Below are 16,369 nucleotides of genomic sequence, written 5' to 3'. Positions count from 1 at the left end.
TCCCGATTAAGTCAATTCGTTTTCGAAGTAAGTCGCTCGACGGCCACGTAAAGTGATGTCAAAACGGTAACAACGGCTATCAGCTTCGATAAAGTTGTTTTTATCTTCTAGTGCAATCAAGGCACGACGTTGATCTTCAGAAGGAATCGTTTTTAAGATTGGGCAAGTGTCAATGAGCGTATCGCCTTCAAAATAAAACTGCGAAATTAGGCGCTGAGCCCAACCATCAGCAATTAAAGAGAAATGAATATGTGCAGGACGCCATTCATTAATACGGTTACGCCATGGGTATGGACCCGGTTTAATGGTACGGAAAATATAAAAACCGTTTTCATCAGTTAAGGTACGCCCACAACCACCAAAGTTAGGATCCATTGCACCAATAAACTTGTCGTTTGGATGACGGTAACGACCAGAAGCGTTGGCCTGCCATACTTCTAGAAGTGCATTTTTCACAGGACGACCAAATTGGTCACGAACATAGCCATGGACAATGACACGCTCACCAATTGGTAAACCATCTTTGGCATAGTTCAAAATCAAATCGTTATCTTTTGGGCCAAACAAATTTGAAGAAAAATGCGGTGCAGTGACTTCAGTTAAAGTCTCGTTAATAGAGATCAATGCATTTTTTGGCGAACGCAATACACTTGTTTTATAACCTGGCGTATACGCTGGTGGATGATCATCTGTATTACGTTGGGCGTAAGCACCCCAGCTATGTTGTGACATCTTTATCTCCTTAATCCTGTTCTTTTGCTGCAACTGAGTTGACTTCTATTCCCAACTCTTTAAAGACTTCTTCAGCCATATGCATTGCAGCATTTGCAGCAGGTAAACCTGCATAGAGTGAACTGTGTAAGATCAGCTCTTTTAAATCTTCTTTAGTTACGCCATTGTTAAAGCAAGCACGTAAATGCATGCGTAGTTCGTCTTCGCGGCCAAGCGCCAATAAAATTGCGATCGTCACTAAACTACGTGTATGACGCGGAAGGCCCGGACGAGACCACACCTCACCCCATGCGTAACGGCTAATAAAGTTTTGAAAATCTTGGTTAAAGTCATTTAAGTTTTGCAAAGACCGACCAACATGCTTTTCACCCAAAACTTCAGTCCGCACTTCAATGCCTTGTTTATAGCGTTGTTCATCATTCATTGTGATAGACCTCTATTAAGTTGCATCGGTATGCGCAACAAGTGATTTAACAAATACAGCAACAGCCGCAGCAGTCGCTGGAATTAGTAATAAACTGAGAATGGCAGTAAACGACCAATCATTACCGAGTAGTACGGCACCAATCCAAGCACCAAATACCGCACCAAAACGGCCGATACCTGTCATCCAAGACACACCCGTTGCACGGCACTGCGTTGGGTAGAAACGAGCGCTTAACGCTGGCATTGAAGATTGCGCACCATTAATCGCGATACCCGCGCAAAGCACCAATACTGCAAGTAATGTTGAGTTTCCTAAGCTTTGACCAACAGCAATCGCAAATAGACCTGCGGCAAAGTAGAAAATGGCAATGACACGGTTCGGGTTAAATTTGTCCATCGCCCAACCAATAAACAATGCACTCACCACACCACCGAACTGGAACAATCCACCGATAAATGCAGCACGCTCCATTGAGGCGCCTGTTTCACGCATAAGCGTTGGCAACCAGCTGGTCAGCAAGTAAACAACCACCAAGCCCATGAAATAGGTCAACCAAAGCAAAAGCGTTCCTTTCGCATATGGTTTAGAAAACATAATTCCAAAGACATTTTTCTTTTGAGCTGTTTCAGTTTTCTCTTCAGGTACGTGAAATGCTGTCGCATTTTCGATCTGAGCTGGAGCGATATGATTTAAGATTTTGCGTACTTTTTCAGGATTCTTACCTTTCACAATTAAAAAGCGGTAAGACTCAGGTAAAACTAAAATCACTAAAATCATTAAGATCAAAGGTGACCAGCCACCAAGTAAAAATAGACTGTGCCAACCGTAGGTCGGGATCAGCCAGCTACTAATAAAGCCACCTGTTGCCATACCTAAGTTGTAGCCACAGAACATACAGGTCACCAGCAGTGAACGAATGCGTGTTGGACAGTATTCAGAAAATAATGTAGTGGCATTTGGCATCGCTGCACCCAAACCAATACCTGTCAAAAAGCGTAAAACGACAAGGCTATCTAAGTTGGTTGCATAAGCAGATGCTAAAGTAAAACCACCGAACACAAGCATCGAAAAAGCTAAAACGATTTTTCGACCAAAACGGTCAGCTGTTGGGCCAGAAACCAAAGCTCCAATAATCATTCCACCAAGTGCAGCACTCATCACTGGGCCTAACTGAGAGCGATCAACACCCCAATCTTGAGCCAAAGCTGGAGCGATAAAACCCATTGCAGCAGTATCGATACCATCAGTAAAAATAATTAAGAAACAGATGATTGCGATCATCCATTGATACTTACTGAGTGGAGCATCATTAATTAATGCTTGAGCATCGATACTTTTATTTGGTGCAGCGTAATCCTGAGACGCCATATTTGCCTCCTTAAGGCCAATTCCTTTTAAACTACTAAGCTATTAGATTTGCTCAATAAACCTAGTCAATTCCTGAGTAAATCTTTGCGGTTGCTCAATATTAGAAAGATGAGATGCTTCCAATTTAGCAATTTGACTGTTCTTAATAGCATTCTGCATAAACTCAGCATCTGCTACTGTTGTCACTGGATCTGCCGTTCCTGCAATGAGCAATACAGGCACTTGGATTTGCGTAATTTCATCTCTTAAATCAGCATGTGCTAAAGCACGACACGCATAGGCATAACCTTGTGCTGGTGTGTTTGCCAGACTTTGAATCGTCGTTTGCGCAACCACATTATGTTGATAGTCGAATTTTTCACTAAACCAACGCATATGCGTGGTTTTAACCAATTCAGCCAGTCCATTTTGTTCTACTGATTCTGCGCGACTCAACCACGCTTCAGCCTGTCCAATTTTTGCCGCCGAATTTGCGACAGTAATGCTTAGAAAGCGCTCTGGGTAATGGATAGCTAACCAAAGCCCTGTAATTCCGCCCATTGAAATGCCACAAAAATGAGCTTTTTCAATATTTAAGGCATCTAAAATATCAGCAACATCTTCACCTAAATTTTGTAAAGATGTTTCAGCGATCACATCACTTTCGCCATGACCACGTGTGTCGTATGTAATGACATTAAAATGACTTTTAAGCTCATCTACTTGCGGCTGCCACATTCCATGATCTGTTCCTAACGAGTTAGATAACACAAGTGCTGGAGCATCTTTTAATCCATCGGTATATACAGCGAGCTGTTTACCTTGTCGATTGGTTATAAGCTGTTTCACTTTATGTCTCCTCCTTGTACTTCTTGCAGAACAGCATCAATTTGAGCTTGAATGTTGCCCAAATAGTTTTCTGCTTTAAATATTTCCAAAATTTCTGTTTGACTAAAATGTTCTTTTACTTCATCTAACTGACTAACAACCTTAGATAAATGCTGCTTTTGAGCCACGGCTGTTTTACAAGCTGCTTCAACAACATGATGAGCAGTTAAACGTCCAATTTTTGGAGCAAGCGCCATCATCACAGCTTCTGCCATAATCAGCCCGTTGGTACAGTCAAGGTTCTGCTGCATATGCTCAGCATTAACTTCGAAACCTTGTAAAACTTCACCAGTACGAGTTAATGCTCCAGCACAAAGCTGAAAAATTTCAGGGATTGCTAACCATTCAGCATGCCATGCACCTAAGCTACGCTCATGTTCCTGCACCATGCTTTGATAGATGCTAGACATAAGTGCTGGTACACGATTTGCTGCTGCAAGTACTGAAGCTGCTGCAACTGGATTCCGCTTATGAGGCATGGTTGATGAACCACCACGGCCCTTTGCAGTTGGTTCAAACAATTCGGCAATTTCAGTTTGCATCATGAGTGACCAATCACGTGCCATCTTGCCCGTATTCCCAACAATCATGCCAAGCACACTTGCGATTTCTACAATACGGTCGCGCTCACCATGCCATGTGCTTGTCGGTACAGTCAGATTCAGCTGCTGAGCAAATGCAATGACCACAAGTGAACCTTGATCTTGCAAAGAAGCTAATGAACCTACGGCACCGCCTAACTGAGCAGTGAGTACACGTGATTTCATAGCTTGTATACGATCTAAATCACGCTTAAATGCAGAAGCCCAACGTGCAAGCTTATGTCCTAAAGTAATTGGCAAAGCTTGCTGTAACCATGTACGCCCAATCATGACCTGATGGCGATATTGCTTAGCTTGTTGTAATGCAGTGGTGTAGCACTGTTGAAGTTGTGCTTCCACAATGTTTAACGCATCGCGGCATTGCAAAATACAAGCTGTGTCTAAAATATCCTGACTTGTTGCGCCCCAATGCACATAACGTGAAGCATCTTCATCTACATCTTTAACAATTGCCGTAAGCTGCTTTACAAATGGAATTGCGATATTTCCAGCTAAGCCAGTTGCTACAGCCAACGCTGGAAAATCAAACTTTTCTAGTGCCTGCTCAGCTACTTGGGCAATTGTATGAGCAGCATTTTGAGGAATCACGCCAACTTGTGCCTGTGCTTGAGCTAGCGCAACTTCAACCTGAATCATATATGTGATTAAAGCTGAATCACTAAAGATGTCAGTGACGTCTTTTTGATAAAACAAGCTGGCATATAACTGGCTCATGATTAGACTCTCTCAATAATCAATGCGATACCTTGACCTACACCAATACACATTGAACACAAGGCATAACGACCACCTGTTTGTTCAAGCTGGTTTAGGGCTGTAGTTACGAGGCGTGCACCTGATGCACCAAGCGGATGACCCAAAGCAATTGCACCACCGTTTGGATTTACCTTGTCAGAATCATCTGGCAAGCCTAAATCACGGGTCACTGCTAAAGCTTGTGCAGCAAAAGCTTCATTCAGCTCAATCACATCCATCTGATCTAAAGTTAGGTTGGCTTGTTTAAGTAGTTTTTTAATCGCTGGTGCAGGAGCAAAACCCATAATACGTGGTTCTACACCCACTGCTGTTGAAGCAATGATCTTGGCACGTGGTTTGAGGTTATAAGCTTGAACTGCCTCATCAGAAGCAATCAGCAGAGCCGCAGCACCATCGTTAATACCTGAAGCATTCCCCGCAGTCACAGAACCATCTGCTTTAACAACTGGTTTAAGTTTGCTTAAAGCTTCAAGGGTGGTTGATGCACGTGGATGTTCATCGGTATCAATCACAACAGCATCGCCCTTACGCTGAGGGATTTCAACTGCCACGATTTCTTTAGAAAAAAAGCCTTTGGCTTGCGCGCTTGCGGTGCGTTGTTGGCTCACCAAGGCAAACTGGTCCTGATCTGCACGATTCACGTTAAACTGTTCAGCGACGTTTTCGGCAGTCTGGGGCATGGTGTCTACACCATACAATTCTTTAAGTTTAGGGTTAATGAAACGCCAGCCCATGGTGGTGTCTTCAATCTTCTGGCTACGGCCAAAAGCACTGTCAGACTTACCCATCACATAAGGTGCGCGGCTCATGCTTTCGACACCACCTGCAATCACCAAGTTTGCTTCACCGGCTTTAATGGCACGGGCAGCAATGGCAATCGCATCGAGTGAAGAACCACACAAACGGTTAATGGTGGTTGCTGGAACCTGATACGGTAAACCAGCAAGCAGTGCTGACATACGGCCGACGTTACGGTTATCTTCACCGGCTTGGTTGGCACAGCCATAGATCACATCATCGACCTGTTCCCAATCTACATTTGGGTTACGTTGGATGAGGGCTTTAATCGGTACAGCGCCCAGGTCATCGGCACGGACAGGTGCAAGACCACCGGCGTAACGGCCGAATGGAGTACGGATGGCATCGATGATATAAGCATTTTTTAATGTCATTTCCCTACTTCCTTACCCTTGAGTCGCATCAATCAAAGTTGCACCAGTCAAAGCCTGTAACTCATCAAAGCTAAGACCTTCCACTTTCTCAATTACCTTTAAACCATCTTGAGTCACGTCAATCACACACAGGTCGGTGTAAATACGGTCAACACATTTCTTGCCTGTCACTGGATAGCTCAGCTCAGCCACAATCTTCGGTTCACCTTGTTTGGTCACATGGTCTGTAGTGATAAATACTTTCTTGGCACCCACAGCCAAATCCATCGCACCACCTACCGCAGGAATCGCATCCGGTGCTCCCGTGTGCCAGTTTGCCAAGTCACCATTCGCGGCAACCTGAAATGCACCAAGTACTGCAATATCAAGGTGACCACCACGCATCATCGCAAATGAATCGCCATGGTGGAAAAAGCTGCCGCCTTCAAGCATGGTCACAAACTCTTTACCCGCATTAATCAGTTCAGGATCTTCTTCACCTGCAGCTGGCGGTGGGCCAAAAGCCAACAGGCCATTTTCAGAATGAAGAAAAATATCTTTATCGTCAGGTAAGTAGCTCGCGATCTTGGTCGGCAGGCCAATACCCAAGTTCACATAGGCACCATCTGGAATATCTTGTGCCACACGTTGTGCAATCTGGTCACGGCTGAGTTTCTGGTAGCTCATGTTATTTCTCCTTATTGCTTACTGTGCGGGCGCTACTTGTACAACGTGCTGTACAAAGATACCCGGGGTGATAATGTGCTCAGGGTCTAATCCACCGAGTTCAACCACTTCAGAAACCTGAGCAATGGTGACATCAGCAGCCATGGCCATAATCGGGCCAAAGTTACGTGCAGATTTACGGTAAACCAGATTGCCCCAACGATCGCCCTTGTAAGCTTTAATCAAGGCAAAGTCAGCCTTGATCGGATATTCAAGTACGTAATCTTTCCCATCAATCTCACGGGTCTCTTTACCTTCGGCCAAAAGTGTTCCAAAGCCTGTTGGAGTAAACACAGCGCCTAGGCCCATACCGGCTGCCTGAATACGACACGCCAGATTACCTTGCGGTACCACTTCAAGCTCGACCTTTCCAGCACGGTACAGTTCATCAAATACATAAGAATCTGACTGACGTGGGAAAGAACAGATGACTTTTTTAACCGAACCGGCTTTAAGCAATTTCGCCAGACCATAATCGCCATTACCGGCATTGTTGCTGACAATGGTTAAATCTTTAACACCGAGTTCAATCAGACCATCAATGAGTTCAGCGGGTTGTCCTGCGGTACCGAAACCGCCAATCAGAATGGTTGCACCATCTTTGATTTGCGATAGAACCTCGCTTAGTGAGGACTTACTTTTGTCAATCATATGGAAAAGTCTCTTAAAGCCTTAATGCACAAAATCGATTAGAAACGAACGTTCTTGAACGTTCGTTTCTTTAAGGAACAACTATGATTTTTTCGCGAATTGTTGTTTAGCAAATTTACCAATGGCTTCCGCTAAAGCTTTCGGTTGCTCTGGAACTAAGGCATGACCTGCATTTTTAATTTCGACTATCGTCACTCGATCCCCTAAAGCACCTTTTAAAACACCTCTTAAAGGTTTAGGCGCAACTGTGTCATATTCTGGTTGAATATCTAAAATTGGTGCTTTGCCAGCAGCAAAATAGTCATCTACAGGAGTGTTATTACGCGCATAACCTTGTGCATCGTGTGCTTCGTGGTGCCAACCAGTTAGCCATACGCGCGGATCATTCATTGGTGCAAAGAATGCACGTTTTAAATATTCAATACGCTTAGCTTCTGGAAGCTCTTCATTTCCAGCATTATCAATCGCCTCACGAATCTCAGGTCCAATTGGTTTACCTTTATATCCCTCAGGCACTTTACCTGCGGAAGCGCCTGCTAACACCACCCCTTTAACCAAATCTGGACGTTGCGTTGCGACCATACGGGTTGGGAAATTGCCCCATGCATGACCGACTACAATTGCAGGACCAGCTTTAAAATGTTCGATCACTGCTGCAACATCATTTCCATAATCTTGAATATGCAGTTTTTCCATTGGACCACGGCTTAAACCAATTCCACGAACTTCAGGTCGAATCACTCTAAAGCCTTGTTTAACTAAATCTTGTGCAACCACATCATAGTCACGTACAGAACGTCCTAGTGACGACATAATCACAATAGTTGGTCCCTTCCCTTGTACGTAGGCTTGAATAGAAACATCACCATACTTCACCATCTCATAAGGCACATTGCTTACCTTAGAGGCAGCTGCCGTATGCGTTGCTGGTGAAACGTTTGTTTGCTTTGCTTCCGTAACTGTTGCTGTGACTAATAATATTGCTGTAGATAAAATAGCTAAGGTTTTGTTCATCTTAATCAACTCCATGTTTTAGATGATTGTGGTTTAAAAATTAAATAAGCAGATTTAAGTCAACTAATTGGCTGAATAAACTTGTTTGGAAAATTTGGCTATCGCATTTGCCATCGCTTCTGGTTGTTCTGGTACCATCGCATGACCTGCGTTTTTGATGACCTGTTCAACAACTCGTTCAGGCAAATACTCTTTCATTACATTTTTGACGACAACGGCATCGTACTCTCCTTGTAAATCAAGGATTGGAATCGTTTTTCCACCTGAAAAATATTCATCAATTGGCGTCACAATTCGTGCATGCGCTTCAGCAGCATGGTTTTTTTCATACCAACCGTTTAACCACACATGTGGATCATTCATAGGTGCGAAGAAAGCTTGTTTTAGATATGAAATACGTTGTTCTTGAGGAAGCTTATAATTGCCTGCGTTATCAATTGTATCTCTTAAACGCCCATACGGTTTTTCAGTTGAATCTTTAGGTAACTTACCTGCTGAAGCAGCGGCCATGACAATACCGCGAACTAGATCTGGTCTGTCAGCAGCAAGCATACGTGCAGGCTGACTTCCCCATGCATGTCCAACGACTACCACTGGTCCAGTTTTTTCAGCATCTAAAACTAAAGCAACGTCAGCAGCAAAATCATGGAGAGTTAAATTCTCTAAAGGTCCTGTACTGCCATTGATACCTCTAGGTTCAGGACGTATTACTTTAAAGCCTGATTTTGCAAGATAATCTGCAACAACATCAAAATCCCTAGCTCCACGACTTAACGAAGGCAATAATACAATTACGGGGCCCTTCCCTTGTACATAGAACTCAATTGAGACATCACCTTGTTGGATCTGCTTTTTATGAACAGAGAAATTTGAAATTAAATTTGCTTGATCCATATTAGATTCAACCTTATCAAGACTTGAGCATCCCATGAGGCTCAATGATGTCGATAAAATTACAGTTAAGTATTTCTTCATGGTGATTCCTCACTGACCCAGTGGTTCCAACCCACTGTTGGTCAAAATACTTGCTGCTTGTTTAGACTTTAAAAACTGTACAAATTGAGCTGCGATTTGAGGATGTTCAGCTTTTTTTGAAATAACCGATGAAAACTTACTAACGTATTGCAAACTTTCAGGTAAAGGTGCAACAAAGGTAATCCCTTTAGTATGCTTAAGCTCACTAATCTGTTGCATTCCCACATCAGCCTGATGTTCTGCTAACACTTCTCCGACCAGTTTTTTGCCTGGAACCTCAAGCCCTTTTGTTTGCATTTCCTGTTCAATATTCAATTTTTTGAATAAGGTTGAACGAATATAGACACCACTTGAACCTTGAGAGTAGGCAACTTTTTGAGCAGACAATAAAGCCGCCTTTAGGTCTGCTTCATTTTTTAACGGCGGTACTTTAGTACCTTTACTCACAGCCAAACCAATTTTTGAATTTGCCAATTCAGTGCGACTAGACAAGTCAAAATTTTGACTCAATTCATTCGATTTAAGTGCATCATCCAAAATAATAGCCAAGTCCATTTTTTCATTGTTTTTAATTCGCATTGGTAATGATTCAGGAGACTTTCCGGCAGATGGCCCCCATTCGATATGAACCGTATTTCCAGTTAATTTTTCATACATCGGAATAAGGATATCCATAGCACCATGAAAAGAACCAGATGCAATAACATTTAATTGCGCTGCATGTGCTGGCACGACCATAGCAATTGATAAGCCCATTCCTGAAACTAGTTTTTTTAAACTCATTTTTTAACTTCCTTTTAAGTGAAGAAGTATTCAGTCAATGAATACTTCATTGGTTTTAAAACATTAATTTTCTCTGAAATATAAATTCCGTGGATTATCGACAAATACGGCTTGTAGTAATTCAGGCGTATCGAGTACTTTTAATGCAAACTTTAAAAGCTCATCATCATTAGGAACCTCACCTTTTACATTTGGATGAGGCCAATCTGTTCCCCACACCACGCGGTTTGGTGCAAGTTTGATTAACTTCTGAACCCAATTCAGTGAAGCATCCCAAGTGCTGGCAGGTTGTCCATTCTGTGCGCGATCAATTCCGGAAATTTTTAGCCAATGCTTCGGATTAATCATGACTTGTTGCAACTTGTTAAAAGTATTTTCTGCATCTTGTGAATCAAGCAAATTAGGTCGTGCCATATGATCAATCACAATATCGACATCTATGTCTTGCCACGCTTCAATCGCTGGGAAGATATCCTCAATTTTTCCGTGTATCTGAATATGCAATCCGAGCTTTGCAACTCGTTCAACCAAACCTCGTAATGCTTGTGGATCATGATTTCCAGGCAAATGCCCCATCATGTTAAAGCGAATGCCACAAATTCCGCCGTGCTTTAATTCAACAAGTTGTTCATCTGTAATATCGTGATCTACTAAAGCAACTCCTCGATAATTAAAGTTACTTTGTTCAATCGCATCTAAAATGATGAAGTTATCTGAACCATAGGCAACAGCTTGAACAAAAACACCATGTTCAATTCCTAAACTTTTGTGTAATTCAAGCAACTGCTTAAATGTTGCTGGTTCAGGATGATATGCAGCATCTTCAGGTAACGGAAAACGATCAAAAGGCCCGTATATATGAAAATGGCAATCCCATGAACCTTTTGGCAAATTAAATGACATAGTACTTCCTAAACAAATCTTATTAGGTTCAACAAATATTCCATGTACCTCACATATTTGGAGTTACTCAGAATTCACCTTAATCACAACGTGCAGTCATTCCACCATCGACCACAATTTCTGTTCCAGTAACAAAACGGGCTTCATCACTTGCTAGAAACAGAGCAGCAAAAGCTGTATCACGACCATCTCCCATAAAACCTGCGGGAATTCGTTTTAAACGACTTTCAAGCAATTGATCGACATCACCGCCAGTACGTTGTCCTGCTAAACGGACCTCAACCATTGGAGTATGTAATTGACCAGGCAAGACAGTGTTTACGCGTATTCCTTTAGGGGCATATTCGACAGCAGTCACTTTTGATAATTGAATAATCGCGGCTTTACTTGCGGCATAGGCAACTTGCGGAGCACCTGTAAAACGGATTCCAGAAGTTGAAGCCGTATTTACAATCGAACCACCGCCTTGTTGCTCCATATATGGAATGGTGTGCTTACAAGTTAAAAAGACGCTTTTTAAATTTAAGTCGAGTTGTTTGTTCCAAGCTTCTTCTGATAATGCGACAGCTCCACCAGCGGCAGAACCACCTACGTTATTAACTAAAATATCGACACGACCATATTTCTCTACACAGGCTTCAACCATGGTTTTAACTGACTCACTGTCAGTCACATCACATGCAAAAGGGGTTACTTCACCACCGAAGTTTTGAATACGATTTAAAGTCTCTTGCATTGCATCAATCGAACGATCTACAGCAAAAATTTTTGCCCCTGCTTTAGCAAAAAGTACTGCCGCGGCACGACCATTTCCCCACCCCGGACCAACACAACCTGCACCCGTAATGATTGCAACTTTGTCTTGCAAACGTCCTTGAGGATTAATTTCATCAAACATATTAAATTCCTGCTTTTGGAGTTGGTAATTCAGGAGCTACACCTGCTGGTGGTGGAACTTCGAAAACATTAATCGTCATAGAAATAAGGGTGTAATAGCCTGCAATCGCGACTAAATCGATTAATGTATCTGTCCCAAGTAGTTGCTCTATTTCTTGATAAGTCTGATCAGAAACCCTTTTGGTCTCGTGAAGCTCACAAATAAACTGATAAATTAATTGTTCGTCCTTATGAATAAATGCGGGTTGCTCACCTAAACGAATAGCTTCAATGACGTCTGTATTTAGGCCAGCCTCAATTGCATATGGTTTATGAGCAGCCCATTCATATTCAGCGAGCCAGTGTCTACCCATTAGTAAGATGGCTAATTCACTCAAACGCGGCTCTAAACAACTATCGTATCGGCAATATTGACCAAGACTTTGTGCCAAATTGGCTAACTTCGGATGATGCAACCAGATCGCTAAAGGACCTCGCACCCCTTTACGTGGACCGCTTGCAATTGCATCGAAAACAACTTGTTGTTCAGCAGTTAAATGTTCTGGGTCTATCGCTTTTAAACGCATGTCTATTCTCGATATAAGAAGTTGAGATAATTAATGAGATTTATCTAAAACTTGACTTGATTGATTTGAATCGGAGGCTAATGGTGTCTCTACCAAAGAATCTTTCGCCCGTAGCAAACTACGTTTAGGTCTCTTACCTGTTTGTTTTTCAAAAGCATCAGCATCGAAAGCATTTTCCCAACGAGCAACCGCATAGACTGCAAGCGTGTTTCCAATAATGTTGGTAATTGCCATGATAGTTGCCATAATTCGGTCAACACCAAATAACAGTCCCAAACCACCGAGTGGTAAAGTTTTTACAGACTGTAAGGTCGCCGCCAACTTAATAAAGGCGCCGCCAGCGACAGTAGTTCCCCCTTTCGATGTAAAGCTTAAGATTGCTAATAAAACCAACTGGTCGATTAAGCTCAAAGGTGTGTCAGTTGCTTGTGCAATAAAGCCCACCGCAATTGCCATATATAAAGCTGTGCCATCTAAATTAAAGCTATAACCTGTAGGTAATACGAACCCGACAACAGCCTCGTCACAACCCGTTTTTTTGAGCTTTTCAATCAGTTTTGGAAAGGCAACTTCACCTGATGCTGTACCGAACACCAAAAGTATTTCGTCGCGAATCACTTTTAAAATGGTGAGAAAAGGTAGACCAATAATCCATGTCACTGCACCAAGGGCAAACACCATAAAGAAGAAGCATGCTGCATAGAAAACACCAATTAATTTCATTAAATAAATGAGTGTTTCACCGCCGTAACTACCAATTGCAGCCGACATCGCACCAAATGCACCGAGCGGAGCAAGTTTCATAATAAAGCCCAGCATCTTGAACAAGATGGTTTGCGCTTCATCAATTCCTTTAACAATTACAGAGTCTGGGCCACAACATAAATTGATAGCCATACCCGCTAAAATCGAAACAACCAATACTTGCAATACGTTTCCGGTCGCAAAAGCATCTACGATGGTGTGCGGAATCATATTTAAGAAGAAATCAACCGCCGAAAGTGTTGCTGAACCTTTTGCCGCATCAGGTTCGGCTAAATCGGTTGCATGAAGTCCTGAACCGGGCTGCAACACATTGACAAATACAAAGCCAATCAGCATTGCTACAGTTGTTAGCACTTCAAAATAAATAAGTGACTTAACACCCAAACGGCCCAGTTTTTTCATATCTTTAATATGAGTTAAACCATGAACCAAGGTAAGAAAAATCAAAGGAGCTAAAAGCATTTTGAGTAAAGCAATAAATGCTTGACCTAATGGCTTCATTGCCTTTGCCCATTCAGGAGAGACTAAACCCAAAATAATGGCAGCAATAATTGCAATAATTACCTGCACATGTAGTTTTTTTAACATGTCGAATTCCTATATCGAAACTTTAAAATGCTTGTGCTTGAACACATCCCTGCATTTTTTGGCAAACGAATCCCCTATAAACAACATTCATATGTGTTTAGATTTAAATTTAACGGGGGGTTCAATTGTCTAGAGTGATTAACTCATCGAAAAGCTAGATTTAAAAGATAATCTGTCATAGAATCAGTCCTTAATCATATTTTTCCAAATAAACCTGATCAATCCTATTTACTAGATCAGGTTAAAAATCAACAATAATATCAATAACTTTTGACCAAAAAATTGATATATTTTGATAAAGCATCACGTAAATAAGAACCTTATCTATAACTTTCCATACAAGTTCCGTTCATTACGTCTGAATTCATTGTTATATAATCACCATCTTTATGGAATAGGATTTAGGCACTATCAGATATGAATGAAATTAATATCGAACAAATCGACTTAAATCTTTTGAAGTGCTTTGAAATCCTATATGAAGAGCAGAATGCTTCGCGTGCAGCGGAACGTTTAGGAATTACTCAGTCTGCGGTCAGTGCATCTTTAAGACGCCTCAGGGATATTTACCAAGATCCACTTTTCCAACGGACTGGCCGAGGTCTAGCACCCACTACTAAAGCCCATGCTTTAAAACCATTGGTCAGCAATGCCTTAAATATTTTTAGAGAAACACTGATATCTCTACCAGATAATACCAATACATTACAGCAAAGAATTATCACTCTTGGTATGTCAGATGATTTTGAAATTGCATTTGCACAAGAGATTATCGAGCAAATTAGATTAAAATTTCCGCATTATAGAATCGTGATAAAACAGACATACATGCATATTATTGCTGAAATGTTAGTAAAACATAATGTTGATATTGGAGTGACTTCTGGTGGTATTTACTATCACTCTTTGTACCGAGAATTAATGGTTTTAGGTGATTATTCTTGTTTAGTCACTCACCCTGAAGATGCTGTTGATCTGACCTTGGAAAAGTTTTTAGGTTTTGAACATCTATTAATTTCTAATACAGCACAGATCGGAATAGTTGACGAACATTTAACAAAATTAAATAAAACCAGACACATATTTGCATCCACCTCTCATTTTGCAGCCATTCCTTGGTTATTAAAAAGAAAAGGAACGGTTTGTACGCTTCCAACCCATGCTGCAAGAAAAATTTCTGAAATTGTACCCTCACTGATTTATACAAAATGTCCAATTTCGATCCCGACCTACCCGATGGTTCTTTCATGTAGAAAAACATCTCTAAAAGACAAAGCTATTTTGGATGTACAAGAAGTGATTAGATCCGTTATAAATAGTTATAAATAGGATTGTTTTATACGTTGATTTTTTCATTTGTCCTAAACAAATCCCGCCAAAAAACAATCCAACACCTTTTCCCTCTCAATTGCCGCATCCGGGCTTAAAAGCTGAATGATTGCGCCTTCAATCATATATAAAAATAATTTGGCATCCTGAAAAGTCGCATCGTTTTTAAGTATTCTAAGTTGGCTATAGATTTCATTGATGAGCCACGTTCTATATCTCACTGCGGTGATATAGGCTTTTGGATAGGTCAGTTTCGTTTCAAAAATTGCTTTAAACAATAAATAGTACAGTCCCTCTAAATCGGTATGTAAGAAATAAAGTTTCTTAAGTTTATCCTTCACGTTTGTACTTTGATCGTACTCACCAATTGCATCCACTTTTTCTTTTAAGCGTTCTTTTTGCACGATCAAACAGATTTCTATAAATCGCTCTTTAGAATGAAAGTAGTTATAAAAAGTTGCTTTTGGAGTGTGAGACTCTTTCACGATTCGGTCGACCCCAACCGTATGAAATCCGTGATGGTGAAACAAATGAATCGATGTATTAATGATTTGGATCGCACGTGTTGAGAGAACTAAATTTGGCATATTTTTACCGTTATAAATTCTTGTTGTTTCTAAACGAGATACTTTTTGGGAGAAAAAAGGCATAGCAAAGCCGTAAGACTGTGCTTGGCACATCTCAAGTTTTATTGTTGATGCAAGTTTTTTGAGCCGTAATGACTTAAAGCCTGAAAACCCTAAAGGGCATCAAGCTGCTTTAAATTTTTAAGTTGTGTCGTTATAGCTTTTGGCAAAGGCTGCCAAGAAATTAAGAATGTGCAAAGCCAACTCCTTTTTATAGGGAGTTCTGCCAGACATTTATAGAATTATGGTGGCAGAACGGAAGAAGGTTGACAGACTAGCATGAACTCAGACTAGCACACCCGAGGGTGTCCCTCTCCCGTCCTGAACTGCACCCCATAAGTTAGACTTTTAAAACTTATGAGGTGTGCTCTATGCCAATTCCGAAGCATTCAAAAGAGTTAAAATTAAAAGTCATTCAAGCTTATTTAGAGGGAAGTAAAGGATATAAAATCCTTTCACAAGAATTTAATGTAGATCTCCAAACCATCCGCTTATGGATTGAAAACTATAAGGCACAAGGTGAAGATGGCCTGAATGTTAAAACTAAAAAAACCTACTACTCTTCCGAATTTAAAATCAAGGCTGTACAAATGCTTCTTGATAAGATACCGGTAAGAGAAGTTAGAAGACGGTTAAATCTGAG

The 16,369-nt window shown here is 41.3% G+C and carries 18 protein-coding genes; 2 read left to right on the top strand and 16 right to left on the bottom strand.

Annotation, left to right across the window (positions count from 1 at the left end):
• Positions 1-6: 6 nt before the first annotated feature.
• The 15 genes from pcaH to J655_RS05005 all read right to left on the bottom strand — a co-directional run bounded on the left by pcaH (position 7) and on the right by J655_RS05005 (position 13,771).
• A complete protein-coding gene (pcaH, locus tag J655_RS05075) occupies positions 7-732 on the bottom strand; it encodes a protocatechuate 3,4-dioxygenase subunit beta (RefSeq protein WP_000077913.1) in 726 nt (241 codons plus the stop codon).
• 10 nt (positions 733-742) lie between these two features.
• Positions 743-1,156: a 4-carboxymuconolactone decarboxylase gene (gene pcaC / locus J655_RS05070; RefSeq protein ID WP_005306044.1), complete on the bottom strand. Its 414-nt coding sequence runs from the start codon at positions 1,154-1,156 to the stop codon at positions 743-745.
• 15 nt (positions 1,157-1,171) lie between these two features.
• Positions 1,172-2,527, bottom strand: coding sequence for an MFS transporter (locus tag J655_RS05065; protein ID WP_014206929.1), 1,356 nt, complete (start codon positions 2,525-2,527; stop codon positions 1,172-1,174).
• Positions 2,528-2,569: 42 nt separating this feature from the next.
• The gene (gene pcaD / locus J655_RS05060; RefSeq protein WP_032052045.1) at positions 2,570-3,355 is read right to left on the bottom strand and encodes a 3-oxoadipate enol-lactonase; all 786 of its coding nucleotides are present in this window, start codon (positions 3,353-3,355) and stop codon (positions 2,570-2,572) included.
• Positions 3,352-4,710: a 3-carboxy-cis,cis-muconate cycloisomerase gene (gene pcaB / locus J655_RS05055; RefSeq protein ID WP_032052044.1), complete on the bottom strand. Its 1,359-nt coding sequence runs from the start codon at positions 4,708-4,710 to the stop codon at positions 3,352-3,354. Before pcaB ends, pcaD begins: the two co-directional genes overlap by 4 nt.
• Positions 4,711-4,712: 2 nt before the next feature.
• Positions 4,713-5,924: a 3-oxoadipyl-CoA thiolase gene (gene pcaF, locus J655_RS05050; protein WP_032052043.1), complete on the bottom strand. Its 1,212-nt coding sequence runs from the start codon at positions 5,922-5,924 to the stop codon at positions 4,713-4,715.
• 12 nt (positions 5,925-5,936) lie between these two features.
• A complete protein-coding gene (locus J655_RS05045) occupies positions 5,937-6,590 on the bottom strand; it encodes a 3-oxoacid CoA-transferase subunit B (protein ID WP_017480652.1) in 654 nt (217 codons plus the stop codon).
• An 18-nt stretch (positions 6,591-6,608) separates the two neighbouring features.
• On the bottom strand, positions 6,609-7,280 hold the full coding sequence (locus J655_RS05040; RefSeq protein WP_017386040.1) for a 3-oxoacid CoA-transferase subunit A: 672 nt from the start codon (positions 7,278-7,280) through the stop codon (positions 6,609-6,611).
• Between the two features lie 81 nt (positions 7,281-7,361).
• On the bottom strand, positions 7,362-8,294 hold the full coding sequence (locus J655_RS05035) for an alpha/beta fold hydrolase (protein ID WP_017480651.1): 933 nt from the start codon (positions 8,292-8,294) through the stop codon (positions 7,362-7,364).
• Positions 8,295-8,357: 63 nt separating this feature from the next.
• On the bottom strand, positions 8,358-9,269 hold the full coding sequence (locus tag J655_RS05030) for an alpha/beta fold hydrolase (RefSeq protein ID WP_228131202.1): 912 nt from the start codon (positions 9,267-9,269) through the stop codon (positions 8,358-8,360).
• Positions 9,270-9,278: 9 nt separating this feature from the next.
• Positions 9,279-10,052, bottom strand: coding sequence for a substrate-binding domain-containing protein (locus J655_RS05025; protein WP_017480649.1), 774 nt, complete (start codon positions 10,050-10,052; stop codon positions 9,279-9,281).
• Positions 10,053-10,115: 63 nt separating this feature from the next.
• Entirely contained in the window at positions 10,116-10,955 is an 840-nt protein-coding gene (locus J655_RS05020; protein WP_017480648.1) for an amidohydrolase family protein, read from the bottom strand.
• 79 nt (positions 10,956-11,034) lie between these two features.
• Entirely contained in the window at positions 11,035-11,853 is an 819-nt protein-coding gene (locus J655_RS05015; protein ID WP_017402679.1) for an SDR family NAD(P)-dependent oxidoreductase, read from the bottom strand.
• Position 11,854: 1 nt separating this feature from the next.
• Entirely contained in the window at positions 11,855-12,418 is a 564-nt protein-coding gene (locus tag J655_RS05010; protein ID WP_017402678.1) for a carboxymuconolactone decarboxylase family protein, read from the bottom strand.
• 30 nt (positions 12,419-12,448) lie between these two features.
• Complete coding sequence (locus J655_RS05005) at positions 12,449-13,771, bottom strand: C4-dicarboxylate transporter DctA (protein WP_017402677.1); 1,323 nt, start codon at positions 13,769-13,771, stop codon at positions 12,449-12,451.
• A gap of 417 nt (positions 13,772-14,188) precedes the next feature.
• Between J655_RS05005 and J655_RS05000 the strand changes: the two genes are divergently transcribed.
• The gene (locus J655_RS05000) at positions 14,189-15,100 is read left to right on the top strand and encodes a LysR family transcriptional regulator (protein WP_017402676.1); all 912 of its coding nucleotides are present in this window, start codon (positions 14,189-14,191) and stop codon (positions 15,098-15,100) included.
• Positions 15,101-15,132: 32 nt separating this feature from the next.
• On the opposite strand, the gene J655_RS04995 is transcribed toward J655_RS05000, so the two are convergent.
• Positions 15,133-15,687, bottom strand: coding sequence for a TetR/AcrR family transcriptional regulator (locus tag J655_RS04995; protein WP_032052042.1), 555 nt, complete (start codon positions 15,685-15,687; stop codon positions 15,133-15,135).
• Between the two features lie 410 nt (positions 15,688-16,097).
• On the opposite strand from J655_RS04995, the gene J655_RS04990 reads away from it, so the two are divergent.
• Positions 16,098-16,369 (top strand): helix-turn-helix domain-containing protein (locus J655_RS04990; RefSeq protein WP_032052041.1); only part of this gene is annotated, 272 nt, incomplete at its 3' end.

The organism is Acinetobacter sp. 1294243, assembly GCF_000588015.1.
Classification (GTDB): Bacteria; Pseudomonadota; Gammaproteobacteria; order Pseudomonadales; family Moraxellaceae; genus Acinetobacter; species Acinetobacter pittii.
The sequence above is the reverse complement of the archived record's forward strand: the minus strand, read 5'-3'. Positions and strand labels throughout refer to the sequence as shown.